Origin of the sequence: Amycolatopsis sp. NPDC051716, assembly GCF_040681595.1 — a bacterium.
Classification (GTDB): domain Bacteria; phylum Actinomycetota; class Actinomycetes; order Mycobacteriales; family Pseudonocardiaceae; genus Amycolatopsis.
The window spans coordinates 168,112-191,183 of the sequence record NZ_JBFAZA010000013.1; the positions used below are offsets into that span (position 1 = coordinate 168,112).

Sequence of the window (23,072 nt, forward strand, 5' to 3'; positions counted from 1 at the left end):
GCACAGCACAACCCGGGAGTCACCCGCGTGCCCAACATTTCCCGAGACGAGGTCGCGCACCTCGCGAAGCTGGCCAGGCTGGCCGTGACCGACGACGAGATCGACGTCTTCGCCGGCCAGCTCGACCAGATCCTGGACTCGGTGGCCAAGGTGAGCGAGGTCGCCGCCGCCGACGTGCCGCCCACGTCGCACGCCGTGCCGCTGACGAACGTCTTCCGACAGGACGTCGTCGTCCCCGGGCTCTCGCAGCAGCAGGCGCTGGCCGGTGCGCCGGCCGCCGAAGACGGCCGTTTCCGGGTGCCGCGGATTCTGGGGGAAGAGCAGTGACCGAGCTCATCAAGCTGACCGCCGCGGAGCTGGCGGGCAAGATCCACTCGCGCGAGGTGTCCGCGGTCGAGGTCACGCAGGCCCACCTGGACCGGATCGCCGAGGTCGACGACCACATCCACGCGTTTCTGCACGTCGACACCGAGGGCGCGCTGGCCGCGGCCAAGGCGGTCGACGAAGGTCTCGCCGACGGCAAGGCGCCCGCGTCGCCGCTGGCCGGCGTGCCGCTCGCGCTCAAGGACGTCCTGACGACCGAGGGCGTGCCGACGACCTGTGGTTCGAAAACGCTCGAAGGCTGGCTGCCGCCGTACGACGCGACGGTGACGCGCAAGCTGCGCGAGGCCGGTGTGGTGATCCTCGGCAAGACGAACATGGACGAGTTCGCCATGGGGTCGTCGACCGAGAACTCGGCGTACGGCCCGACGCACAACCCCTGGGACCACGCCCGCATCCCGGGCGGGTCGGGCGGTGGCTCGTCGGCATCGATCGCGGCGTTCGAGGCCGCCATCGCCATCGGCACCGACACCGGTGGGTCGATCCGGCAGCCCGGGTCCGTCACCGGCACCGTCGGGGTCAAGCCGACCTACGGCGGCGTCTCGCGGTACGGCCTTGTCGCTTTTTCGTCCTCGCTCGACCAGGCCGGGCCCTGCGCGCGGACGGTGCTCGACGCCGCCCTGCTCCACGAGGTCATCGCCGGGTACGACCCGCGGGACTCAACCTCCATCGACACGCCGGTGCCGCCGGTGGTCGCCGCCGCCCGGCAGGGCATGACCGGTGATCTGAAGGGCGTCAAGGTCGGCGTCGTGAAGGAGTTCGGCGGCGACGGCTACCAGCCGGGCGTGCTGCGGTCGTTCCAGGCCGCGGTCGAGCAGCTGCGGGCGCTCGGCGCGGACGTCGTCGAGGTGTCTTGTCCGAATTTCGTCTACGCGCTGCCGGCGTACTACCTGATCGCGCCGAGCGAGTGCTCGTCGAACCTCGCGCGGTTCGACGCCATGCGCTACGGCCTGCGCGTCGCCGACGACGGCACGCACAGCGCCGAAGAGGTCATGTCGCTGACGCGGGAGAAGGGCTTCGGCGCCGAGGTCAAGCGGCGGATCATGCTGGGCACCTACGCGTTGTCGTCCGGCTACTACGACGCCTACTACGGCTCGGCGCAGAAGGTGCGCACGCTCATCACGCGTGACTTCGACGCCGCCTTCGATCAGGTCGACGTCCTCGTTTCGCCCACGACGCCGACCACGGCGTTCAAGATCGGCGAGCGCGTCGACGACCCGATGGCGATGTACCTCGCCGACCTGTGCACGATCCCGTCGAACCTCGCGGGCAACGCCGCCATGAGCGTGCCGAGCGGGCTCTCCGACGAGGACGGCCTGCCGGTCGGGCTGCAGATCATGGCCCCGGCGCTCGCCGACGACCGGCTCTACCGGGTCGGCGCCGCCTACGAGGCCGCCCGTGACGCCGCCGCCGGCGGGGCGCTCATCCACAAGGTCCCGGAGCTGGGAGGAACGAAGTGACTGCCGTGGCCGAGTTGATGGACTACGCCGACGTCGTCGAGCGGTTCGACCCCGTGCTCGGGCTCGAGGTGCACGTCGAGCTGAACACGCTCACGAAGATGTTCTGCGGCTGCCCGAACGAGTTCGGCGGCGAGCCGAACACGAAGGTCTGCCCGACCTGCCTGGGGCTGCCCGGGGCGCTGCCGGCCGTCAACGGCAAGGCCGTCGAGGGGGCCATCCGGATCGGTCTCGCGCTGAACTGCGAGATCGCCGAGTGGTGCCGGTTCGCGCGGAAGAACTACTTCTACCCGGACATGCCGAAGAACTTCCAGACCTCGCAGTACGACGAGCCGATCGCCTTCAACGGCTACCTCGACGTCACGCTCGACGACGGCGAGGTCGTGCGCGTGGAGATCGAGCGCGCGCACATGGAGGAGGACACCGGCAAGTCGCTGCACGTCGGCGGCGCCACCGGGCGGATCCACGGCGCCGAGCACTCGCTGCTCGACTACAACCGGGCCGGTGTGCCGCTGATCGAAATCGTGACGAAGCCGATCGAAGGCACCGGTGAGCGGGCCCCCGAGGTCGCGCGGGCGTACGTGAGTGCGCTGCGGGACCTGCTTCGCGCGCTCGACGTGTCCGACGTCCGGATGGACCAGGGCTCGCTGCGGTGCGACGCGAACGTGTCGCTGATGGCGAAGGACGCGACCGAGTTCGGGACCCGGACCGAGACGAAGAACGTCAACTCGCTGCGCAGTGTTGAGCGCGCCGTCCGCTACGAAATGACGCGGCAGGCGGCGATCCTCGCCGAGGGCGGTTCGATCAAGCAGGAGACGCGGCACTTCCAGGAGGCCGACGGCACCACGTCGCCGGGCCGGACGAAGGAGACCGCCGAGGACTACCGGTACTTCCCGGAGCCCGACCTGGTCCCGATCGCACCGTCGCGCGAATGGGTCGAGGAGCTGCGCGGGACGCTGCCGGAGATGCCTTCGGAACGGCGGAAGCGGATTCAGCAGGAATGGTCGCTTTCCGACGAAGCCCTGCGTGACCTGCTGAACGTCGGTGCCGTCGAGCTCGTCGCGGCCACCGTCGAGGCCGGCGCGTCGCCCGATGACGCCCGTGGCTGGTGGGTCAACACCCTCGCCCAGGAGGCCAACGCCCGCGAGGTCGAGCTGTCCGAACTGGCGATCACACCGGCCCAGGTCGCCGAGGTGATCGGGCTGGTGACGTCCGGCGAGCTGACGAACAAGCTGGCGAAGGAAGTCGTCCAGGGCGTGCTCGCCGGCGAGGGCGAGCCGCGGGAAGTCGTCGAGAAGCGCGGGCTGAAGGTCGTCTCGGACGACTCGGCGCTGCTTGCGGCGATCGACGAGGCCTTGGCGGCGCAACCGGACGTCGCGGAAAAGATCCGCGGCGGCAAGGTCGCTGCGGCGGGTGCGATCGTCGGCGCGGTCATGAAGGCGACCAAGGGGCAGGCCGACGCCAAGCGGGTTCGTGAGCTGATCATCGAGCGCGTCGGTTCCTGATCGGTTTAATGACACGACCGGGATTCGTCAAGAGCGTCACCTGGCGCGAGTGGCTCGGCTTGGCGGCCGGGCTGCTCGCGCTGGGCTCGACGTTCCTGCCGTGGACCACGCTGACCGCCACCAGGCCGGACATCGAGAGCATCCTCGCGCAGCTGCCCCACGGTGACGTCATCCGCGACGCCTGGCACTCGAGCTTCTTCTCCTGGTGCCCGCCGCTGCCGTTGCTGCTGGCCGGGCTGGTCGTGGTCGCTTTCGGGCGCATCCGGACCCTGCGGGTCAGCGGCCTGCCGCAGCTGTGGCTGGTGGTCGCCGCGGCGTCGCTGCTGCTGATGGTGCTGGGCTGGTTCACCCTGGACTGGGAGTTCGACGCCGACCAGCGCGGCATCTTCGAGGCCGCCGGGGTCGCCATCGGACCCGGCCTGGGCCGGTTCCTCGGGCTGTTCGCGGCGCTGGTGTCCGGTGTTGCCGCTTTCCTGGACATGCGGGAGATGCGGGCCGAGAGCCGTCAGCCGCGGAAGACCCGCAGCAAGAGCGGCTGATCTTCGCGGGTGCCCGCGAACCGCTTGGGTGCGAAGTACCTCGGCGTTGCTCGGCCCACTTCGGTAAGAGTCCTACCGCTGGAGAATTTCCGACGGGCTGCGCGAGTCGTCCGACCGGTTGATCGCGGCCGTTGACAACGTTGACATCGCGGCCGCCCGTTGCATGAGAAAGCGCTTTCTGGAACGGTCGGAGACGCGCAGCCCGGCCGCGGAGATCGCCGTCCCGTGGGTGGCGGGCGGCGCGGATCGGCGCTGCTGGGGCGCCGGAGGCCGTGGAGGGGAGACCCGGGTTGGCTCAGGGAAAGCGCTTACGGGTGGCCGTCATCGGAACCGGGGCCATCGCGGAGAGCCACCGGACCGCCTTCGAGGTCCACCACGAAGACGTCGACATCGTGGCTGCCGCCGACGTCGACGAGGCACGGGTGGCCGCGTTCTGCGCCGGGACCGAGCACGCCCGGCCCTACCGCGACCTGGGCACCCTGCTCGCCGAGCAGGAACCGGACCTCGTCTCGATCTGCACGCCGCCGAGCCTGCACGTCGAACAGACGAAGAGAGCGCTCGCGAGCGGGGCCTGGGTCTGGTGCGAGAAGCCGCCGTGCCGGTCGCTCGCCGAGTACGACGAGATGACCGTTGCCGAACGGGACGGCGGCCCGTATGCCGCCTTCGTCTACCAGCAGCGGTCCGGCTCGGCCGCCGCGCACTTCCGGGACCTGCTCGCGGGCGGGGAGCTGGGCCGCCCGCTCGTCGCGCACTGCCAGACCACCTGGTACCGCGATGCCGCCTACTACGCGGTGCCGTGGCGGGGGCGCTGGGAGACCGAGGGCGGCGGGCCGGCCATGGGCCACGGCATCCACCAGATGGATCTGCTGCTCCACCTGCTCGGCGACTGGGCCGAGGTGCGCGCGATGACCGCTCGGCTGGTGCACGACGTCGAGACCGAGGACGTCTCCACCGCGCTGGTCCGGTTCGAGTCGGGGGCGCTGGCGACCGTGGTCAACAGCGTCCTCTCGCCGGACGAGGTGAGCCGGATCCGGATCGACTGCGAGCTCGCCACCGCGGAGCTCACCCACCTCTACGGGTACGGCGTCAAGGACTGGCGCTACACGCCGGCGCCGCAGGTCGCCGGGGATGCGGTCGAACGCTGGCACACCCCGGCCGACGACGTCGGCAGCTCGCACGCCGCCGCGTTCACACCGATCCTCGCCGCCTACCGGGCCGGGCGGCGGCCGCCGTGCAGCGGGGATGACGGGCGGCAGGTGCTGGAGTTCGTCGCCGCGCTGTACAAGTCCGCGTCCACCGGGCTCGCGGTGCGCCGCGGGGAGATCGGGCCGGGTGATGCCTTCTACCGCTCTATGGCCGGTGCCGAGGCAGGAGCCCGCGGATGAGTGCGACGATCACGGTGACCCACCGGCACGGCGAGCACGTTTCCGTCGAAGCGGGCGGCGTCCAGCTGATGTCCTACGTGTACAAGCCCGACCCGGTGGCCTTCGAGTCGCGCAAGCCCTACGCCCACCCGCTGCGGACCCTGGGCGGCCGGCACGTCAGCGGGTACCGGCCCGCCGACCACCGGTGGCACAAGGGCCTGCAGATGACGTCGAGCCACCTGTCCGGGCAGAACTTCTGGGGCGGGCACACCTACGTCCCCGGCGATTGGTACCAGGAGCTGCCCGACCGCATCGGTTCCATGCGGCACGACGGATTCGCCGGCTTCACCGTCGAACGCGACCGGCTGAGCTTCGCCGAGGACCTCACCTGGGTCGCCAACGGCGGGGACGAGTGGGCGCGGGAGCGGCGCGACATCGTCGTCCACTCGGTCGAGCCGGACGAAGGGGCCTGGGCGCTCGACTGGGGGATCGAGCTGACCAACCTCCGTGACACCCCGCTGGTGTTCGGCAGCCCGACCACCGCCGGGCGTGAGCGGGCCGGGTACACGGGCCTGCACTGGCGGGGGCCCCGGGACTTCGGTGGCGGCCAGGTCCTGGGCCCTGGCGATCTCGAGGGCGAGGCGATGATGGGCGCGCAGGCGCCGTGGCTCGCGTTCGTGGGCGAGCACGACGACGTCGACGCGCATTCGACGCTGGTCTTCGCCCATGCGCCCGAGAACGACAAGGCGATCCACGAGTCGCACTGGTTCGTGCGGGCCGAGGAGGCGCCCATGGTCGCCTTCTCGTGGGCGTTTTTTGACGAATTCGAACTGCCGCCGGGCGAAAGCTTCGCCTACCGGTACCGGATCGTCTTCGCCGACGGGGCCTGGGACCGCGACCGGGTGACCCGCTACCTCGACGGGCACGGGTGGTCATGAACGATTTTCCGCTACCGGGTGGCATCGGCGTCTCGCACCTGCGCGCCTACGACTGGGCGGCCGAGGACGGCGTCTGCGGCGGCAGCCCGCACCTCCACCTCGCCTGCACCGAGGCCTACGTCGTCACCGGGGGCCGGGGTGCCGTCCAGACCCTGAGCGTCGGCGGCTACGCGGAGACGCCCCTGTCGGCCGGCGTGATCGCGTGGTTCGCGCCCGGCACTGTGCACCGGATGGTGCAGGACGACGGCCTGCGCGTCACGGTCCTGATGCAGAACAGCGGGCTGCCGGAAGCCGGGGACGCCGTCTTCACCTTTCCGCCCGAGGTGCTCGCCGACGCGGCCGCCTACGCCGATGCCGCGGCGTTGCCGAAAACCGACGACGCCGCGCGGCAGCGGCGTGACCTGGCCGTTCGCGGGTACCTGCCGTTGCGGGACGCCCTGCGAGACGGCGATCCGGAACCGCTGCGGGCATTCCACCGGGCGGCCGTCGCGCTCGTCGCGCCGAAGGTCGCAGAGTGGGTACCGCGCTGGCAGGCCGGGGCACTGCGGGCCGCCGAACTGACCGGGGCGCACCTCAAGGCGCTCGCCGACGGCGACGGGAGCCACCTCGACCGGTCCGGCCTGCGGGTCGCGACGCCGTCGAACCCGGACGGCTACGGCATGTGCGGCCGCCGGGCCGAATACGACATCCCGCTCGACCAGGAAGGTTTGCAGAGATGAACCAGTCCAGCATCGGAGTGCTCCTCAACGGGGTGACGGGCCGGATGGGCTACCGGCAGCACCTGCTCCGGTCGGTCCTGGCGATCCGCGAACAGGGTGGCGTCGCCCTCCCGGACGGCAGCCGCGTGCAGCTCGAGCCGATCCTCGCCGGGCGCAGTGCCGCGAAGCTCAAGGACCTCGCCGACCGCCACGGCCTGACGGCGTGGACCACCGACCCCGGTTCCGCGCTGCAGGACGTCGAGATCTACTTCGACGCGCAGCTGACGTCGGCGCGCGAGCCGTCGGTGCGGGAAGCCATCGCCGCAGGCAAGCACATCTACGCCGAAAAGCCCCTCGCCGAGACGCTGCCGGCGGCGCTGGAGCTGGCCGGGCTCGCCCGGGACGCCGGGATCTGCCACGGCGTCGTGCACGACAAGCTGTTCCTGCCCGGGCTGCTCAAGCTGCGGCGGCTGATCGACGGCGGGTTCTTCGGGCGGATCCTGTCGGTGCGTGGCGAGTTCGGCTACTGGGTGTTCGAGGGCGATTGGCAGGAGGCGCAGCGCCCGAGCTGGAACTACCGCGCCGAGGACGGCGGCGGGATCGTGCTCGACATGTTCTGCCACTGGAACTACGTGCTCGAGAACCTCTTCGGCCGCGTCTCGGCGGTGACGGCGAAGGCGGTGACGCACATCCCGCGCCGCTGGGACGAGCAGGGGGAGGCGTACGCGGCGACGGCGGACGACGCCGCGTACGGCATCTTCGAACTGGAGTCGGGGGCCATCGCGCAGATCAACTCGTCGTGGTCGACGCGGGTTTTCCGCGACGAGCTGGTCGAGTTCCAGGTCGACGGCACCGAGGGCAGCGCGGTCGCCGGGCTGCGGCGCTGCCGCGTCCAGCACCGCTCGGCGACGCCGAAGCCCGTCTGGAACCCGGACCTGCCGGCGACCGAGCCGTTCCGTGACCAGTGGCAAGAGGTGCCGGACAACGCCGAGTTCGACAACGGCTTCAAGGCGCAGTGGGAGGAGTTCGTGCGGGACGTGGTCGCCGGACGGCAACACCGGTACGACTTCTTCTCGGCCGCCCGTGGTCTGCAGGTGGCGGAGGCCGGGCTGACGTCGTCGGCCGAAGGGCGGCGGGTGGAGCTGAAGCCGCTGAGCTGACCGGCCGGAGGACGAGGGCGGCGGTTCGGCACCCGCCGTGGCGGTGCGGGGACCGGTCGGGCGGTGGCCGCGCGCGGCTGGTCCTGGACCCGCGCGGCGCGGAGCACGCTGTGGTCGATAATCGGCGACCGGTGGAAGCGACTGGTCAGTCTGTGCACTGCGCTGGCGCGGAGCAGGCTGTGGTCGATATTCGGCGACTGGGTGAAACCTGCTGGTCGGTCCAGGTACTGCGCTGGTGCGGAGCGCGCTGTGGTCGATAATCGGCGACCGATGGAAGCCGCTGGTCAGTCCACGTACTGCGCTTGCGCGGAGCGCGCTGTGGTCGATAGTCGACGACCGGCGAAACCCCGCAGGTCAGTCCTTGCCGTTGCCGCCGCCGGAGGTGGCCGGGGTGATCAGGACGACGCGGTCGTCGCTGGAGACCGGGGTGCCGCCGTCCTTGTTGACCGTGCCCGCCACCGCCAGTTGCGGGTTGATCATGCTCATGCCGGCCAGCCGCCCGTACGTCAGCGGTGGCTTGCCCGTCTTGCCGTCGAGGCTGATCGTCGGCTTTCCACTGATCGCTCCGTCCGGGCTGACCGGCAGGTTCTGCAGGTTGCCGGCCAGGGAGGTGCCGACCGAGAGCGAGCCGTTGGCGTCGACGAAGTCGGCGCAGCCCGCGACACCCGGTTTGTCCGGCCACGTCCACGCCGGCGTCGTCAGCGGCTGGCCGGCCTGGATCCGGTAGAGGGCGTCCTTGTCGGCGAGGCGGTCGGTGACCCAGACGCGGCCGCCGTCGGCCGAGGCGCACACTCCGCCCGGCGCGTGCAGGCCGGCCGCCACCACGAGCGAGCCGTTCGGGTTGCCTGCCGCGGCCTTGCCGGAGGTGTCGATCCGCAGCAGCTTGCCGGCGAGGGAGTTCGGGTCGGCCGCGGCGGCCGGGTTGCCCGCGTCGCCGGTCGCGACCAGCAGCGCGCCCCGGTTGTCGGTGCCGACCGTGCCGCGGTTGCCGGATGCGCCCTTCGGGATGCCGGTGAGCACCGGCTTCGGCGACTGGCCCTTGGCGAACCGCACGACGCGGTTGTCGGTCGCAGTTGTGATGTAAGCGAACACCAGCTGGTCCTCGACGTACGACGGCGACAGTGCGAGCCCGGTCAGGCCGCCGTCGCCGGCCGCCTGGACGTCCAGCTTCGCGAAGTCCGTCGCGTCCTTGCCGCTCGTCGCCAGCACGACGCGGCCGCTCTTGCGCTCGCCGGCCAGCGCGCTGGGCGTGGAGCCGTCACCCGGCAGGCCGGCCACCGCGGCGACGGTGTCCAGGCACGTCGCGATCACCGACGGGTCGAAGTCCTTGCAGCCCTGCGGCGGCGGCACCGGCGCGGCCGACTGGCCGGGTCGCGCCTGCTTCGGGTCGCTCCCGGAGTCCGCGCCGGGACCCTGGACCTCGGGCGGCGACTCGGGGCTCGGCACGGGCGCGGGGCTGAACGTCTGGCCCGCCGCGGTGTCGTCGAACCGCGCGCACCCGGCGGGCAGCAGGACGCCGCAAGCCAAGATCGCCAGCAGGGCCGAGCGGTAGCGGGTGCGCATGATCCCCCAGCCTAAGGGCCGGTGCGTGAACCATGGGTGAGTACTCCTCGATTACGTTGGAGATCATGACGCTGACCGTGCTGGTGCCCGACGACGAGGGCATGACCGTGCTCGCCGAGGTCCCGCGGGTCCTGCCCGTGCGCTACCAGTGGGGCGAACCGGTGCCGCCCGAGGCCGCGAAGGCGCAGGTGCTCATCCCCGGCAAGCACCCGCCGGGGGAGCAGCTGTGGCGCACGCTGCCGAACCTGAAGCTGATCCAGCTGCTGTCCGCCGGCGCCGAGGACTGGGTCGGCAAGGTGCCCGACGGTGTCCTGCTCTCCACCTGCCGCGGCGCGCACGGCGGGAGCACGGCCGAGTGGGTCGTCGCCGCGCTGCTGTCGATCTACCGGAAGCTGGACGTCTTCGCCGCGGCGCAGCGCGAAGGCCGGTGGGAGCGGCAATCGGCGGACACGCTGCAGGGCAAGCGCGTGCTCGTCATCGGCGCCGGGGATCTCGGACAGCACCTGCGGCGCCGGCTGGAGCCGTTCGACGCGCGCTGCACGATGGTCGGGATGACCGCGCGGGAGGGCGTGCACGGCGTGCGCGAGCTGCCCGGGCTGCTCGAGCTGCACGACGTCGTGGTGCTGATGGTGCCGCTGACCTCCCGCACGCGCGGCATGGCCGACGTGGAGTTCCTGGCCCGGATGCGCGACGGCGCGGTGCTGGTCAACGTCTCGCGCGGCGCCGTCGTGGTCACCGACGCCCTGGTCGCCGAATTGACCACGGGCCGGCTGCGGGCCGCCCTCGACGTCACCGATCCCGAGCCGCCGCCCGCCGGGCACCCGCTGTGGACGGCGCCGGGGCTGCTGCTGACGCCGCACGTCGGCGGGGCCGTGCGCGGGGTCCGTGGTCGTTCGTACGCCGTCGCCGCGGCCGAGATCGCCCGGTACGCCGGCGGCGACCTGCCGGACAACCTGGTGCACGGCGAATACTGAGCTCGCCAGGCCCGCGGCGATCCCCTAACCTGCGCGGGTGAGCAGTGGAGACGACGTTTCGCAGCAGCCCACCAGCCTCCTGTCGGGTGTCGAGGACGATCGGGCGGACGACACCCCGCGCCAGGGCGGGCTCGGCCTCGGCCTGCTGGTCCTGCGGCTGGCGCTCGGCGTGACCATGGGCGCGCACGGCCTGCAGCACCTGTTCGGCCTGTTCGGCGGGCCGGGCATCGGCGGGTTCGCGCGGGTGCTGGAGACGTACGGCTACCACAAGCAGACGACGCTGCTGTCGTGGATCACGGGCATCACCGAGGTCGGGGGTGGCGTGCTGGTGATCGTCGGGCTGTTCACGCCGCTGGCCGCGGCCGGGTTGCTCGGGGTGGCGGCCAATGCCGTGTACGCGAAGTTCCACGGCGGGTTCTTCGAAGGTTCGGGGCAGGGGTTCGAGTTCGAGCTGCTGCTGGCGGCCTCGGCGTTGAGCCTGCTGTTCACCGGGTCCGGGCCGATTTCGCTGGAGCGGAACACGCCTTGGCGGAAGCGGCCGTTGCCGTTGGGGCTGGTCTCGTTGCTGCTGGCGGCCGCCGCGGCCGTCGTGGTCATTGTTTTGACACGGTAGGGAGGCGGGCCGGATCGTGTTGGGGACAACTCGGCGGCTCGGAGCGGGGCTGTGGACAACTGGGGTTCGCTGGTCCGGAATTGTCGGTGGCCGCGAGTAACGTTGAACCCGGGGGTCCCCCAAGCGGCGGGGGTCTGGGAATGCCCGAAAAAGGGCGGCCCGGGACCAGAGGACGCCCGCCCCGAAACCAGGTGACGGCCGTCGCGCCGAGGCCCTGAACGCGGGAAGGCCGCCCCGACAGATCGGGACGGCCTTCTCAGGCTCGATCCAGGACTACTTGTTCACGTCGCGGACCGCGCCCGTGTCCGCCGACGTCGCCATCCGGGCGTACGCGCGCAAAGCCGCCGTCACCGGGCGCTGGCGGTCCTTCGGCTGCCAGGGCCGCTCGGACGTCTCCATCTTCGCCCGGCGCTCCGCCAGCACCGAATCGTCGACCAGCAGTTCCAGGCGTCGCTCGTGGATGTCCAGCAGGATGCGGTCGCCGTTCTCGACCAGGCCGATCAGGCCGCCCGCCGCCGCCTCGGGGGAGATGTGGCCCACCGAAATGCCCGAGGACCCGCCGGAAAACCGGCCGTCCGTGATCAGGGCGCACTTCTTGCCGAGGCCCGAGCCCTTGAGGAACGCCGTCGGGTGCAGCATTTCCTGCATGCCCGGGCCGCCCGCCGGGCCCTCGTAGCGGATCACCAGCACCTCGCCCGGCTGGATCTCCTTCTTCAAGATCGCCGACACCGCTTCCTCCTGGCTCTCCAGCACCCGCGCCGGGCCCTCGAAGTGCCATAAGTCCTCGTCGATGCCCGCCGCCTTGATCACCGCGCCGTTCTCCGCGAGGTTGCCGCGCAGGATCGCCAGGCCGCCGTCCTTCGTGTACGCGTGCTCGACGTCGCGGATGCAGCCGCCCGCCGCGTCCGTGTCCAGCGACGACCAGCGGTTCGAAGTCGAGAACGCCTGCGTCGTGCGGACCCCGCCCGGCGCCGCGTGGAAGAGCTCGACCGCCGTGGCAGAAGGGGAAGCGGCGCGGATGTCCCAGGAACCGAGCCAGGAGTCCAGATCGCGCGAGTGCACCGACCACACGTCGGTGTTGAGCAGCCCGCCGCGGTACAGCTCGCCGAGGATGGCCGGGATTCCGCCCGCCCGGTGGACGTCTTCCATGTGGTAGTCGGAGTTCGGCGCCACCTTCGACAGGCACGGCACGCGGCGGCCGATCGCGTCGATGTCGGCGATCGTGAAGTCGACCTCGCCCTCCTGGGCGGCCGCGAGGATGTGCAGCACCGTGTTCGTCGAACCGCCCATGGCCATGTCCAGCGCCATCGCGTTCTCGAACGCCGCCTTCGACGCGATCGAGCGCGGCAGGACCGAGGCGTCGTCCTCCTCGTACCAGCGGCGGCACAGCTCGACGACGGTCCGGCCGGCCTCCTCGAACAGCGCGCGGCGCGCGGCGTGCGTCGCCAGCGTCGAGCCGTTGCCGGGAAGCGACAAACCGAGGGCTTCGGTCAGGCAGTTCATCGAGTTCGCGGTGAACATGCCGGAGCACGAGCCGCAGGTCGGACAGGCCGAGCGCTCGACGATGTCGAGGCCGTCGTCGTCGACCTCGGTGCTCGCCGACGCCGCGATCGCGGTGATCAGGTCGGTCGGGGCCTGCGCGACGCCGCCCACGACGACCGCCTTGCCGGCCTCCATCGGGCCGCCGGAGACGAACACCACCGGGATGTTCAGCCGCATCGCGGCGTTGAGCATGCCGGGGGTGATCTTGTCGCAGTTGGAGATGCACACCAGCGCGTCGGCCTGGTGCGCGTTGACCATGTACTCCACCGAGTCGGCGATGATCTCGCGCGAGGGCAGCGAGTAGAGCATCCCGGAGTGACCCATGGCGATGCCGTCGTCGACGGCGATGGTGTGGAACTCGCGCGCGACGCCGCCCGCTTCCTTGACCGCGCCCGCGACGATCTCGCCGAGGTCCTTCAGGTGCACGTGGCCGGGCACGAACTGGGTGTAGGAGTTGGCGATCGCCACGATCGGCTTGCCGAAGTCGCTGTCGGTCATGCCCGTGGCGCGCCAGAGCGAGCGCGCGCCCGTCGCGTTGCGGCCGTGGGTGGTGGTCCGGGAACGGAGAGGCGGCACGGGAACTCCCAGGTCAAAGGGTGGCCGGCGAAACTGGTAGGACCAATTTACGCTGCCGGGCGAAGCCGGTCCGCCGAGGGTGGGACCGGGCTACTCCTTGGCCGAGGTCTCGGACGTCCCGGGCTTGATGTCCCCGGTCTCCAGCACGCCGCTCGGGTCGGCGACCAGCCCCTCGCTCACCAGCGACAGCACCGGCAGGTGCCGGGTCCGCACGGTCGGCAGCGGCACCTTCGTGTCGTCCCGCAGCACCGCCTGCACCCGCGACTTCTTCGTGATCGCGAGCCCCTTCAACGCCGACCACGGGATGTCGCGGTGGCCGAACATCGTGCGGACCGCCAGTCCCGAGCGCGTCGCGATCGTGCGGTGGCGGACCACGAACACCGCCAGCGCGATCGGGAAGATGTAGAGCCACTGCAGGTACGGGATCTCCCCGAGCGCGATCGGCGTCACGCAGATCGTCAGGAGGGCGATCGCCATGAAGGACGTGCGGGGGACGCGGAAGACGGCCTTCCGGCCTTCGTCCTGCTGTTTTTCGGCCACGTGGAAATGGTGCACCGCGCGCACGCCCGGCTCGAACCCGGGTCGCGCGCGCGTGACGTGCGCCGCGCAGGCGTCCACCATGCGGACTCTCCATCCCGCAGAGTTGACACCCGCAGGGCGTTCGGTCTAGCGTCGTCGCCGTGACACCGCTGACCGGCCTCGTACTTCCCAAGCGCGTCGACGCTTAGGGAAGACTTTCCGCTGCGTCGACGCGCGAACCCTCGTGCGACCTTACGGTCGGCGAGGGTTTTTTGTTGCCCAAGGGAAGAGATTCCTGGCCCCACCGCACAAAACGAGCTCAAAAAAGACCCGAACGAGTGACACCGAGACCCACGAGGCAGATCCGATGACCAGTGCGACGTCGCGCAGCGACGCGAAGCCCGGGCCGACGCCCGGAACGCCCGGAGCACGTCCGAAGCCGGCGCCACCGGCGGGAACGCCGGTGCGCGTCACCGGCGCCCAGTCCCTCGTGCGCTCGCTCGAGGCGGTCGGCGCCGAGGTGGTCTTCGGGATCCCGGGCGGCACCATCCTGCCCGCTTACGACCCGCTCCTCGATTCGACGAAGGTCCGCCACGTCCTGGTCCGCCACGAACAGGGCGCCGGTCACGCGGCCACCGGGTACGCCCAGGCCACCGGCAAGGTCGGCGTCTGCATGGCCACCTCGGGCCCGGGCGCGACCAACCTGGTCACCCCGCTCGCCGACGCGAACATGGACTCGGTCCCGGTCGTGGCCATCACCGGCCAGCAGTCCCGCGCGCTGATCGGCACCGACGCGTTCCAGGAAGCCGACATCTGCGGCATCACCATGCCGATCACCAAGCACAACTTCCTCGTCACGGACCCCGCGGACATCCCGCGGACCATCGCCGAGGCGTTCCACCTGGCGAGCACCGGCCGGCCCGGCCCGGTCCTGGTGGACATCCCCAAGGACGTGCTGCAGGAGATGACCTCGTTCTCCTGGCCGACCGAGCTGCGGCTGCCGGGCTACCGCCCCACGCTGCGCCCGCACGGCAAGCAGGTCCGCGAAGCCGCGAAGCTGATCGCGAAGGCGCGGCGCCCGGTGCTCTACGTCGGCGGTGGCGTCATCAAGGCCGAGGCGCACGAGCAGCTGAAGCAGCTCGCCGAGCTGACGAACATCCCCGTCGTCACCACGCTGATGGCGCGCGGCGCGTTCCCCGACTCGCACCCGCAGCACCTCGGCATGCCGGGCATGCACGGCACGGTCGCCGCGGTCGCCGCCATGCAGCGCGCCGACCTGCTGATCGCGCTCGGCGCCCGGTTCGACGACCGGGTCACCGGCCAGCTGTCCTCGTTCGCGCCGGACGCCGCGATCGTGCACGCCGACATCGACCCGGCCGAGATCTCCAAGAACCGCAAGGCCGACGTCCCGATCGTGGGCGACTGCAAGGAGATCATCGGCGAACTCATCACCGCCGTGAAGACGGAGTTCGACCACAGCGGCCAGCCGGACCTGGCCGACTGGTGGACGCAGGCCGACGACTGGCGCAAGAACTACCCGGCCGGCTACGAGTGGCCCGACGACGGTTCGCTGTCGCCGCAGTACGTCATCGAGCGGATCGGGCAGATCGTCGGCCCGGACGCCGTCTACGCCGCGGGCGTCGGCCAGCACCAGATGTGGGCCGCGCAGTTCGTCAAGTACGAGAACCCGCGCACCTGGATCAACTCCGGCGGCCTCGGCACCATGGGCTACGCGGTGCCCGCCGCGATGGGCGCGCAGTTCGGCGTCCCGGACAAGCAGGTGTGGGCGATCGACGGCGACGGCTGCTTCCAGATGACCAACCAGGAACTGGCCACCTGCGCCATCGAGGGCGCGCCGATCAAGGTCGCCGTCATCAACAACGGCAACCTGGGCATGGTCCGCCAGTGGCAGAACCTCTTCTACTCGGAGCGGTACTCCAACACCGACCTCGGGACGCACAAGCACCGCATCCCGGACTTCGTCCTGCTGGCCGAGGCGCTGGGGTGCGCCGGCCTGCGCTGCGAGACGAAGGAAGACGTCGACGCCACCATCCGCCGCGCGATGGAAATCAACGACCGCCCCGTCGTGATCGACTTCGTCGTGGGGAAGGATGCCCAGGTGTGGCCGATGGTCGCGGCCGGCACCGGCAACGACGAGATCATGGCGGTCCGGGGCATCCGGCCGCTGTTCGACGACGACGAGGTTTCGGTCGAGACGACCGAAGCTGCCGCGGAAGCCGCCGGGGAGGGTGAGCGCTGAGATGACCGTCCACACGCTGAGCGTCCTGGTCGAGAACAAGCCGGGTGTGCTCGCGCGCGTTTCGGGCCTGTTCTCCCGCCGCGGGTTCAACATCGAGTCCCTCGCCGTCGGGCCCACGGAAAACCCCGAGGTGTCCCGCATGACGATCGTGGTCGCCGTGGAAGAGCTACCGCTCGAACAGGTGACGAAGCAGCTCAACAAGCTGGTCAACGTGATCAAGATCGTCGAGCTGGAACAGTCGACCGCCGTGCAGCGCGAACTGCTGCTGGTGAAGGTCCGCGCCGACAACACCGTGCGCAGCCAGGTCCTCGAAACCGTCCAGCTCTTCCGTGCGAAGGTGGTGGACGTGTCCCCGGAGGCGCTCACCGTCGAGGCGACCGGGACGTCGGACAAGATCGGCGCCCTCTTGCGGATGCTGGAGCCGTATGGCATCCGCGAACTCGTGCAGTCCGGCATGGTCGCGGTCGGGCGCGGAGCCCGCTCGATCACCGCAACATCGCCGCGTTAGAAACTTTGTAAGTCAGGAAAGGAAGCAGTAACCCCCATGGCAGTGGAAATCTTCTACGACGACGACGCCGACCTCTCGATCATCCAGGGGCGCAAGGTCGCTGTCATCGGCTACGGCAGCCAGGGCCACGCCCACTCGCTGAGCCTGCGCGACTCCGGCGTCGACGTCCGCATCGGCCTGCCCGAGGGGTCCAAGTCGCGGGCGAAGGCCGAGGAGCAGGGCCTGCGCGTGCTCACCCCGGCCGAGGCGTCGGCCGAAGCCGATCTGATCATGATCCTGGCGCCGGACACGAAGCAGCGCTTCATCTACGAGCAGGACATCGCGCCGAACCTCAAGGACGGCGACGCGATCTTCTTCGGGCACGGCTTCAACATCCGCTACGACCTGATCAAGCCGCCGGCGAACGTCGACGTCGCGATGGTCGCCCCGAAGGGCCCGGGCCACCTGGTCCGCCGCCAGTTCGTCGACGGCAAGGGCGTCCCGGCGCTCATCGCCGTGGAGCAGGACGCCTCCGGCAACGCCCAGGCGCTCGCCCTCTCCTACGCGGCCGCCATCGGTGGCGCCCGCGCCGGCGTCATCAAGACGACGTTCACCGAGGAGACCGAGACCGACCTCTTCGGCGAGCAGGCCGTGCTCTGCGGTGGCGCGTCCGCGCTGGTGCAGACCGGTTTCGAGGTGCTCACCGAGGCCGGCTACGCCCCGGAGATCGCCTACTTCGAGGTGCTGCACGAGCTGAAGCTGATCGTCGACCTCATGTACGAGGGCGGCATCGCGCGCCAGCGCTACTCGATCTCCGACACCGCCGAGTACGGCGACCTGACCCGCGGCCCGCGCGTCATCTCGCCGGCGGTCAAGGAAGAGATGAAGAAGATCCTCGGCGAGATCCAGGACGGCACGTTCGCCCGCGAATGGGTCGCCGAGGACGAGGCCGGCCGGCCGAACTTCACCAAGCTCGAGGAGCAGGGCAACCAGCACCCGATCGAGGCGACCGGCAAGAAGCTGCGCGACCTGATGTCGTGGGTGGACCGGCCGATCACCGAGACCGCTTGATCTTTTCTGGCCAGACGCTGAAGGGGACGCCCGGTGCCGGGCGTCCCCTTCAGTGCGTTCGGTGGTCGTTTCGCTACGCTGGTGACATGAGTGATCAGCCGGTCGACGACAAGGCGCACATCCGGCACCACCTCGACTTCACGAAGGCCGAGTGGATCCGGGCCGAGCCCGAAGGCGTCACCCTCGACGACTGCGTCGAGTACGCGTTCATCGAGCACACCGACGGCGTCACCTACACGGCGATGCGGCAGTCGGCGAAGCCGGACGGGGTGATCCTCGTCTTCACGCCGGGGGAGTGGGACGCGTTCGTGAAGGGCGTCCGCGACGGCGAGTTCGACCTGCCCGAGGACCTCGCCGCGGAGGCTTAGACCTTCGCCGCCAGCTCGGGGATCCGGCCGAGGTCGCCGGCGATGCCGAGGTGGTCGCCGTAGTCGCGGGATTCGACGACCAGGCCGTCACGGATCCGCATGGCGAAGATGTTCGCGATCCGGACCGGCTTCCCGGCGTAGCTGCCCTGGTAGGCGAACTCGCCGATCAGCACTTCCGGATCGGTGCCCTGGTAGGTGACCAGGTCCGCGATGGCGAACTCGGGGTTCATCGCCTTGCCCGCCGCGAAGTGCGCTCGCAGCTCGTCGCGGGTGCGCACCACCTCGGAGCCCGGCAGGAACGGGTGCGTGACGTGCGTTTCCCCGGCGTACAGCTCCGGCAGCTCGTCCCAGCGCCCGCCGGCGACGCCGTGCACCAGCCGCTCGAACACCGTGTCCGCGCTCTCCGGCATGACCGGGGACAGCTCGCGCGGCGGCGCCCCTTCGTAGGCCTTGACCAGCTGGTCGACGCCGTCGCGGACGACCGCCAGTCGCAGGTAGTCGTGGTAGTCGCGGGAATGGACGATCAGGCCGTCGCGGATCCGCAGCATCTGGATGTTCGCCGTCTGGATCGTCCGCCCGGTCTCGACCGACTCGGCGTCGTAGTCGTATTCGGCGACGATCACCTCGGGGTCCGTCGTCTCGTGGACGACGACGTTCTTGCGCTTGAGCCGCAGCGCCCCGGCGAGGGCGCTGGTGAACCGTTCGTGGACCGTCGCGCGGCCGGTGATGCGGGTGGGCCGCGGCACGGCCTGGGGGTGTTCGACGACGGCGTCTTCGGCGTAGAGCGCGGAAAGCTCCGCCCATCTTCCTTCGCTGATGCCGTCGGACAGCGCGGCGAACACCTCGCGGGGTGAGTTCATGAGATCCTCCCAGTGGGCAAAACGGAGTCTGTAGTCCGCCTTTGACGATACGGACTACAGACTCCGGTTGTCTACTTCAGCAGGTCCCGCGCGGCCGGTTGCCCGCACACCTCCGCCCACTTCTCCGGGGTGCCGTCGAAGATCGCGTCCCGCGCGCCGAGGTCGGCGCCGTTTTCCACGAGCGTGCGGAGGACGTCGAGGTGCCCGGACTGCGCGGCCAGGTGCAGGGCCGTGACGCCTTCGCCGTGGTTCGGGCCGCCGAACGTGCCGCGGAAGTTCACGTCGGCGCCGAGGTCGAGCAGCGTCCGGACGGCGTCGAGCTTGCCCTGCGCCGCCGCCCAGGCCAGCGCGGTGCCGCGGTAGACGTCGGCGTCCACCTCGGCGCCTCGGGCGACGAGCGTTCTCAGGGCGTCGACGCGGTTGTTGCGCGCCGCCCAGGCGAGGGCTTCGTTCCTGACTTCGGCGGGGTCGTCCGCCGGCTGCCAGCGCGGGAAACCGCTGTGGGGGCGGTAGAAACCGCGGTGGGCGCCGCCGCGGCCCGAGGTCAGGAGTTCGTCGAGGGCGTCGACGTCGCCGAGCCCAGCCGCGACGCGCAAGTTGCCCGGCGCGCGGCTGTGCGCGGCCAAGGTCTCCGCGGCCTCGCGGTGGCCCCAGAACAGGGCGACGACCAGCGGCGTGCCGCCGTCGCCGCGGGCCGAGACGTCGACGGGTGCGCCGTGCCGCAGGAGCAGGTCGAGCAGGAGCGGCAGGTTGCTGTACGCGGCTTGGTGCAGGGGTGTCCAGCCGTGGACGTTGCCGCGGGCCGGATCGGCGCCGTGGTCGAGGAGGATCCGGCTGAGCCGCTCGTCGTGCGTCGCGCCGGCCATGCCGAGCAGGTCGTTGCCGTTGGTGCCGCGGGCGTCGACGAGGCTAGGGAACTCGCCGAGCAGTGTTTCGAGCCGCTCGGGATCCCGTGCCTCGATCGCCCGGTACGCGCGGGCGAACGGCTCACCACTGTCCACAAGAGACTTGACGTGCTCGCGAAGTGCTTTCCAGGAACCGAAACCGTGCTCGCGGGCGACGACCGCGCGGGCGCCGTCGCGGGTGAGCGGCTGGTCCCAGCGGGCGAACGGCTCCTTCGCGCCGGGCGTCTCGTCCTCGGCCGAGGCGAGCAGGCCGAGCGCGCGCTCGGCGTAGTAGCCGACATCCTGGTGGTACGGGTGCTGCAGGGTGTCCCCGTGCTCGGTGACGCGCCGGACGTAGGCCCGCAGCTTCGGCCAGCTCGGGAACCCGTGGTCCCGCGCGATCCGGAACTGCGCTTCGGCGAGTTTGACGCCTTCGGCGCGCGCGAGGTCCTTCGCGCGCTTGCGCAGCTGGTCCAGGCTGGGTTTCGCGGGCAGCGTGCCCATAGTGCCTCCTTCCCTCGACGCCCGTGGTCCGCCGGCACCGGGCAGGAAGAAGGTGCGGAGCTGGTGGTGCGGTGAAACGGGGGTGGGCTCGGCCCTTTCCGCGGACGGGACGCGGCCCGCACCGCGCCCCGCCACCCTACCCCCGCGTGAAGGAAGGGTCATCACGCGTGATTGAAGGGTCGACTCGCGTGATTGGCGGGTCGACTCGCGTGATTGAAGGGTCGACTCGCGTGATGGGAAGGTCGACACGGCGAAGCTGGGGCTCGTCGCCGTGTCGTCGCCTCAATCACGCGTGTCGGCTTCCTGATCACGCGTGTCGGCTTTCTGGTCACGCGAGTCGACCCCTGAATCACGGGCGGAGGTCGGCCAGGAGGCCGTAGGACTTCGGGGTGCGGGCCAGGACCTGGACGCAGACGTGGTCGGCGCCCGCGTCGAGGTGGGCCTGGATCCGGGCCGCGGCCGCCTGCTCGCCGGTGGCGACGATGGCGTCGACCAGGCGATCGCTGCCGCCGTCGGCCAGGTCGGCGTCGGTGAAGCCGAGCCGGCGCAGGTTCGCCTGGTGGTGCGGTGCCTGCCGGACGTACAGGCCCACGTGCTCGCGCGCCGCTTCGCGGGCGGCCTCCGGCGGGACGTCGAGGATCACCGCCTGCTCGACCGCCAGGTACTTGCCCGGTCCGAGCCGCTCCCGCGCGAGCGCGGTGTGCTCCGGCGGGACGAAGTACGGGTGGGCGCCGTCCGCGCGTTCGGCCGCCAGGTCGAGCGCCCGGGGGCCGAGCGCGGCGATCAGCCGCCGGGGCCGCGGCGACGGCGGCGGCAGGGCGGGCAGCGCGGCCTCGTCCATCCCGGTGAGGTACTCGCGCATCGCCGAAATCGGCCGTGCGCCCGGGAAGTGGCCGCCAAGACCGACGACGAACCGGCCGGGGTAGGCCTCGCCGAGCGCCCGGGTCGCCGCCTCCGCCGTGATCGGGGCGCGGCGGTCGAACCGCGCGATCCCGGTGGCCACGGTGAGCCGGGACGTCGCCGCCAGGAGCAGGGCCGCCTGCGTGAACGCGTCCCGGCCGGCGTACTCGCCGAACCAGAGCGCGTCGAAGCCGAGTTCCTCCACCTCGGTGGCCGTTTCGCGGACCGCGCCGATCGGGGCGCCGTCGAAGAACCGCCAGATCCCGACACTCATCGGAGCACCTCCGGGGCCAGCTCGGCCAGGACGTCCACAGTGGATTCGAACGTGGCCGCCGACGGCGTCAGCAGCTCGTGGTCCGCGCCCGCGTCCCGGAGTTCGCCGAGCCGTTTCGCGATGGTCGGCGCGTCGCCCCAGAGGACGAGGTCGTCGACCAGCCGGTCGCTGGGCCCGTCGATGTCGGCTTCGGTGTACCCGAGCCGTTTCCAGCCCGCCAGGTACGCCCGGACCTGGTGTTCACGCGACTGCGCGATGCCCCGACGCACGTGCTCGCGGGCGTCTTCGCGGCCGCCGAGCAGCATCGTCTGCTGGGGGATCAGCAGCTTGTCCGGCCCGAGGATCTCGCGGGCGTAGGGCGTGTGCGAGACCGGCTGGGCGAACGGGTGCGCGCCGTCGGCGTGGTCGCGGGACAGGGCCAGCATCTTCGGCCCGACCGCGGCCAGCACGCGCGGGAAGGCCATCGGTACCGGGTTTTCCGCCACGACGGTGGCCATCTCGGCCAGGTAGGCGCGCATCCGGTCGACGGGCCGGTACGGCTCGCCCTGCTTCGCCGCCTGGAACGCGTGCCCGACGCCGACGCCGAGCACGAACCGGCCGGGGTGGGCGCGGGCGAGGGTGATCGCGCCCTTCGCGGCGGTCCGCCCGGGCCGCGCCCAGACGTTGGCGATACCGGCGCCGAGCACGACGTCCGGCACCGACGCGAGCAGGTCGCCGAACTGGGCGAACAGCTCGCGCGGGCCGGATGCCTCACCGCTCCAGATCGAGCGGTAGCCGAGCTCGGCGAGCCGCCGGGTGGCGGCGCGCTCGACGTCCGGTGGTGGGTCCAGTGGCGCGCTCGGCAACCAGGCGCCGATCGCGCCGAGCCGGGCCCGCGTGTCTTCGATCAGGGTCATCCTCGATCCCTCCAGTAAACTGAGGCTGCCTCCGGTTAATATACGGAGGCGACCTCCGATTGGCTAGCCGGTATGGTCGGGAGTGCGATGACCGACGTGAAACCGATGCGCGCGGACGCCCGCCGCAACTACGAGCGCCTCCTCGAAGAGGCCCAACGTGCCTTCGTCGAACACGGCGTCGAGGCGTCCCTGGAGGACATCGCGCGCCGCGCCGGCGTCGGCATCGGCACGCTCTACCGGCACTTCCCGACCCGGGACGCGCTGCTCGAGACCCTCCTGCGCGCCCGCTTCGACGCCCAGGCCGAGCGGGCCCGCGAACTGCTCACCCACCCCGAGCCGCTGAACGCCCTGCAGTCCTGGCTCACCGGGCTCGGGGACGCCACCGGCACCTTCCGCGGCCTGGTCGAGCTCACCGCGGACGCGCTGAACGACGAAACGTCCCGGTTGTACGAATCGTGCCACGCCATGCGCGAGGTCGGTTCCCAGCTGGTGGAACGGGCGAAGCGCGCGGGCGAACTCCGCGACGACGTCACGGCGCAGGAGCTGCTTCTGTTGCTGCACGCGGCATCCTGGGCGGGTGGGCACCTGCCGGGCGAAGGGGGCATGCGGCGGCTGCTGGCTCTTGTTTTCGAGGGATTGCGGGCGAGTTAACACCAGACGACGCCACAGGTCCGGCCCGCGCGTTAAACTCCGGCTCGACCGGGGCACAACGACGTGCTTAGACCGTTTGTCGACACCG

22 protein-coding genes are annotated in these 23,072 nt (G+C 71.0%); 15 read left to right on the forward strand and 7 right to left on the reverse strand.

Going from position 1 to position 23,072, the window contains the following annotated elements:
- Positions 1-27 precede the first annotated feature (27 nt).
- The 8 genes from gatC (at position 28) to AB0M30_RS20070 (ending at position 8,042) form a co-directional block, all read left to right on the forward strand.
- Positions 28-327, forward strand: a complete 300-nt coding sequence (gatC, locus tag AB0M30_RS20035; RefSeq protein WP_013223569.1) for an Asp-tRNA(Asn)/Glu-tRNA(Gln) amidotransferase subunit GatC — start codon at positions 28-30, stop codon at positions 325-327.
- The gene (gene gatA / locus AB0M30_RS20040) at positions 324-1,841 is read left to right on the forward strand and encodes an Asp-tRNA(Asn)/Glu-tRNA(Gln) amidotransferase subunit GatA (protein ID WP_364585568.1); all 1,518 of its coding nucleotides are present in this window, start codon (positions 324-326) and stop codon (positions 1,839-1,841) included. The genes gatC and gatA overlap by 4 nt, the downstream gene beginning before the upstream one ends.
- Positions 1,838-3,343, forward strand: coding sequence for an Asp-tRNA(Asn)/Glu-tRNA(Gln) amidotransferase subunit GatB (gene gatB, locus AB0M30_RS20045; RefSeq protein ID WP_364585570.1), 1,506 nt, complete (start codon positions 1,838-1,840; stop codon positions 3,341-3,343). Before gatA ends, gatB begins: the two co-directional genes overlap by 4 nt.
- 8 nt (positions 3,344-3,351) lie before the next feature.
- Entirely contained in the window at positions 3,352-3,882 is a 531-nt protein-coding gene (locus AB0M30_RS20050; protein ID WP_364585572.1) for a hypothetical protein, read from the forward strand.
- Between the two features lie 314 nt (positions 3,883-4,196).
- Positions 4,197-5,267, forward strand: a complete 1,071-nt coding sequence (locus AB0M30_RS20055; RefSeq protein WP_364585574.1) for a Gfo/Idh/MocA family oxidoreductase — start codon at positions 4,197-4,199, stop codon at positions 5,265-5,267.
- Positions 5,264-6,184 carry a PmoA family protein gene (locus tag AB0M30_RS20060; protein ID WP_364585576.1) on the forward strand — a complete coding sequence of 307 codons (921 nt, stop codon included), beginning with the start codon at positions 5,264-5,266 and terminating at the stop codon, positions 6,182-6,184. Before AB0M30_RS20055 ends, AB0M30_RS20060 begins: the two co-directional genes overlap by 4 nt.
- A complete protein-coding gene (locus AB0M30_RS20065; protein WP_364585577.1) occupies positions 6,181-6,903 on the forward strand; it encodes a cupin domain-containing protein in 723 nt (240 codons plus the stop codon). The genes AB0M30_RS20060 and AB0M30_RS20065 overlap by 4 nt, the downstream gene beginning before the upstream one ends.
- Positions 6,900-8,042 carry a Gfo/Idh/MocA family oxidoreductase gene (locus AB0M30_RS20070; RefSeq protein WP_360168763.1) on the forward strand — a complete coding sequence of 381 codons (1,143 nt, stop codon included), beginning with the start codon at positions 6,900-6,902 and terminating at the stop codon, positions 8,040-8,042. Before AB0M30_RS20065 ends, AB0M30_RS20070 begins: the two co-directional genes overlap by 4 nt.
- Positions 8,043-8,396: 354 nt before the next feature.
- Here the strand turns inward: AB0M30_RS20070 and AB0M30_RS20075 are convergent, their stop codons facing one another.
- Positions 8,397-9,605 carry a PQQ-dependent sugar dehydrogenase gene (locus tag AB0M30_RS20075; RefSeq protein ID WP_364585579.1) on the reverse strand — a complete coding sequence of 403 codons (1,209 nt, stop codon included), beginning with the start codon at positions 9,603-9,605 and terminating at the stop codon, positions 8,397-8,399.
- Between the two features lie 65 nt (positions 9,606-9,670).
- Here AB0M30_RS20075 and AB0M30_RS20080 point away from each other — a divergent pair, with 65 nt between their 5' ends.
- Together AB0M30_RS20080 and AB0M30_RS20085 are read left to right on the forward strand one after the other, a co-directional pair.
- Entirely contained in the window at positions 9,671-10,579 is a 909-nt protein-coding gene (locus tag AB0M30_RS20080; RefSeq protein WP_364585581.1) for a 2-hydroxyacid dehydrogenase, read from the forward strand.
- Between the two features lie 37 nt (positions 10,580-10,616).
- Entirely contained in the window at positions 10,617-11,192 is a 576-nt protein-coding gene (locus AB0M30_RS20085; RefSeq protein ID WP_364585583.1) for a DoxX family membrane protein, read from the forward strand.
- Positions 11,193-11,465: 273 nt separating this feature from the next.
- Here the strand turns inward: AB0M30_RS20085 and ilvD are convergent, their stop codons facing one another.
- Both ilvD and AB0M30_RS20095 read right to left on the reverse strand, forming a co-directional pair.
- Positions 11,466-13,310, reverse strand: a complete 1,845-nt coding sequence (ilvD, locus tag AB0M30_RS20090) for a dihydroxy-acid dehydratase (RefSeq protein ID WP_364585585.1) — start codon at positions 13,308-13,310, stop codon at positions 11,466-11,468.
- A 90-nt stretch (positions 13,311-13,400) separates the two neighbouring features.
- A complete protein-coding gene (locus AB0M30_RS20095; protein ID WP_364585587.1) occupies positions 13,401-13,931 on the reverse strand; it encodes a PH domain-containing protein in 531 nt (176 codons plus the stop codon).
- A gap of 265 nt (positions 13,932-14,196) precedes the next feature.
- On the opposite strand from AB0M30_RS20095, the gene AB0M30_RS20100 reads away from it, so the two are divergent.
- The 4 genes from AB0M30_RS20100 (at position 14,197) to AB0M30_RS20115 (ending at position 18,015) form a co-directional block, all read left to right on the forward strand.
- Entirely contained in the window at positions 14,197-16,089 is a 1,893-nt protein-coding gene (locus AB0M30_RS20100; RefSeq protein WP_233225514.1) for an acetolactate synthase large subunit, read from the forward strand.
- Position 16,090: 1 nt separating this feature from the next.
- Positions 16,091-16,597, forward strand: a complete 507-nt coding sequence (gene ilvN / locus AB0M30_RS20105; protein ID WP_086842284.1) for an acetolactate synthase small subunit — start codon at positions 16,091-16,093, stop codon at positions 16,595-16,597.
- Positions 16,598-16,633: 36 nt separating this feature from the next.
- The gene (gene ilvC / locus AB0M30_RS20110) at positions 16,634-17,647 is read left to right on the forward strand and encodes a ketol-acid reductoisomerase (RefSeq protein ID WP_013223583.1); all 1,014 of its coding nucleotides are present in this window, start codon (positions 16,634-16,636) and stop codon (positions 17,645-17,647) included.
- 86 nt (positions 17,648-17,733) lie between these two features.
- On the forward strand, positions 17,734-18,015 hold the full coding sequence (locus tag AB0M30_RS20115) for a DUF397 domain-containing protein (RefSeq protein WP_013223584.1): 282 nt from the start codon (positions 17,734-17,736) through the stop codon (positions 18,013-18,015).
- Here AB0M30_RS20115 and AB0M30_RS20120 read toward each other — a convergent pair.
- From AB0M30_RS20120 to AB0M30_RS20135, 4 genes are all read right to left on the reverse strand, one after another.
- On the reverse strand, positions 18,012-18,875 hold the full coding sequence (locus AB0M30_RS20120) for a nuclear transport factor 2 family protein (protein WP_364585589.1): 864 nt from the start codon (positions 18,873-18,875) through the stop codon (positions 18,012-18,014). The genes AB0M30_RS20115 and AB0M30_RS20120 overlap by 4 nt on opposite strands.
- A gap of 71 nt (positions 18,876-18,946) precedes the next feature.
- On the reverse strand, positions 18,947-20,263 hold the full coding sequence (locus AB0M30_RS20125) for an ankyrin repeat domain-containing protein (RefSeq protein ID WP_364585591.1): 1,317 nt from the start codon (positions 20,261-20,263) through the stop codon (positions 18,947-18,949).
- Between the two features lie 349 nt (positions 20,264-20,612).
- Positions 20,613-21,437 (reverse strand): TIGR03620 family F420-dependent LLM class oxidoreductase, encoded by an 825-nt coding sequence (locus AB0M30_RS20130; protein ID WP_364585593.1) that lies wholly within the window; start codon positions 21,435-21,437, stop codon positions 20,613-20,615.
- Positions 21,434-22,333 carry a TIGR03620 family F420-dependent LLM class oxidoreductase gene (locus AB0M30_RS20135; protein WP_364585595.1) on the reverse strand — a complete coding sequence of 300 codons (900 nt, stop codon included), beginning with the start codon at positions 22,331-22,333 and terminating at the stop codon, positions 21,434-21,436. Before AB0M30_RS20135 ends, AB0M30_RS20130 begins: the two co-directional genes overlap by 4 nt.
- A gap of 87 nt (positions 22,334-22,420) precedes the next feature.
- On the opposite strand from AB0M30_RS20135, the gene AB0M30_RS20140 reads away from it, so the two are divergent.
- Positions 22,421-22,984 carry a helix-turn-helix domain-containing protein gene (locus AB0M30_RS20140; RefSeq protein ID WP_364585597.1) on the forward strand — a complete coding sequence of 188 codons (564 nt, stop codon included), beginning with the start codon at positions 22,421-22,423 and terminating at the stop codon, positions 22,982-22,984.
- Positions 22,985-23,072: the final 88 nt, after the last annotated feature.

What these genes read in the sequence shown, in the direction of transcription:
- AB0M30_RS20120 (WP_364585589.1), bottom strand. Translation starts at nt 18,875, where the DNA reads ATGAACTCACCCCGCGAGGTGTTCGCCGCGCTGTCCGACGGCATCAGC.
- AB0M30_RS20100 (WP_233225514.1), top strand. Translation starts at nt 14,197, where the DNA reads ATGACCAGTGCGACGTCGCGCAGCGACGCGAAGCCCGGGCCGACGCCC.
- AB0M30_RS20095 (WP_364585587.1), bottom strand. Translation starts at nt 13,931, where the DNA reads ATGGTGGACGCCTGCGCGGCGCACGTCACGCGCGCGCGACCCGGGTTC.
- AB0M30_RS20135 (WP_364585595.1), bottom strand. Translation starts at nt 22,333, where the DNA reads ATGACCCTGATCGAAGACACGCGGGCCCGGCTCGGCGCGATCGGCGCC.
- ilvN (WP_086842284.1), top strand. Translation starts at nt 16,091, where the DNA reads ATGACCGTCCACACGCTGAGCGTCCTGGTCGAGAACAAGCCGGGTGTG.
- AB0M30_RS20140 (WP_364585597.1), top strand. Translation starts at nt 22,421, where the DNA reads ATGACCGACGTGAAACCGATGCGCGCGGACGCCCGCCGCAACTACGAG.
- AB0M30_RS20125 (WP_364585591.1), bottom strand. Translation starts at nt 20,263, where the DNA reads ATGGGCACGCTGCCCGCGAAACCCAGCCTGGACCAGCTGCGCAAGCGC.
- AB0M30_RS20070 (WP_360168763.1), top strand. Translation starts at nt 6,900, where the DNA reads ATGAACCAGTCCAGCATCGGAGTGCTCCTCAACGGGGTGACGGGCCGG.
- AB0M30_RS20065 (WP_364585577.1), top strand. Translation starts at nt 6,181, where the DNA reads ATGAACGATTTTCCGCTACCGGGTGGCATCGGCGTCTCGCACCTGCGC.
- ilvC (WP_013223583.1), top strand. Translation starts at nt 16,634, where the DNA reads ATGGCAGTGGAAATCTTCTACGACGACGACGCCGACCTCTCGATCATC.
- AB0M30_RS20060 (WP_364585576.1), top strand. Translation starts at nt 5,264, where the DNA reads ATGAGTGCGACGATCACGGTGACCCACCGGCACGGCGAGCACGTTTCC.
- AB0M30_RS20080 (WP_364585581.1), top strand. Translation starts at nt 9,671, where the DNA reads ATGACGCTGACCGTGCTGGTGCCCGACGACGAGGGCATGACCGTGCTC.
- AB0M30_RS20130 (WP_364585593.1), bottom strand. Translation starts at nt 21,437, where the DNA reads ATGAGTGTCGGGATCTGGCGGTTCTTCGACGGCGCCCCGATCGGCGCG.
- AB0M30_RS20115 (WP_013223584.1), top strand. Translation starts at nt 17,734, where the DNA reads ATGAGTGATCAGCCGGTCGACGACAAGGCGCACATCCGGCACCACCTC.
- AB0M30_RS20050 (WP_364585572.1), top strand. Translation starts at nt 3,352, where the DNA reads ATGACACGACCGGGATTCGTCAAGAGCGTCACCTGGCGCGAGTGGCTC.
- AB0M30_RS20075 (WP_364585579.1), bottom strand. Translation starts at nt 9,605, where the DNA reads ATGCGCACCCGCTACCGCTCGGCCCTGCTGGCGATCTTGGCTTGCGGC.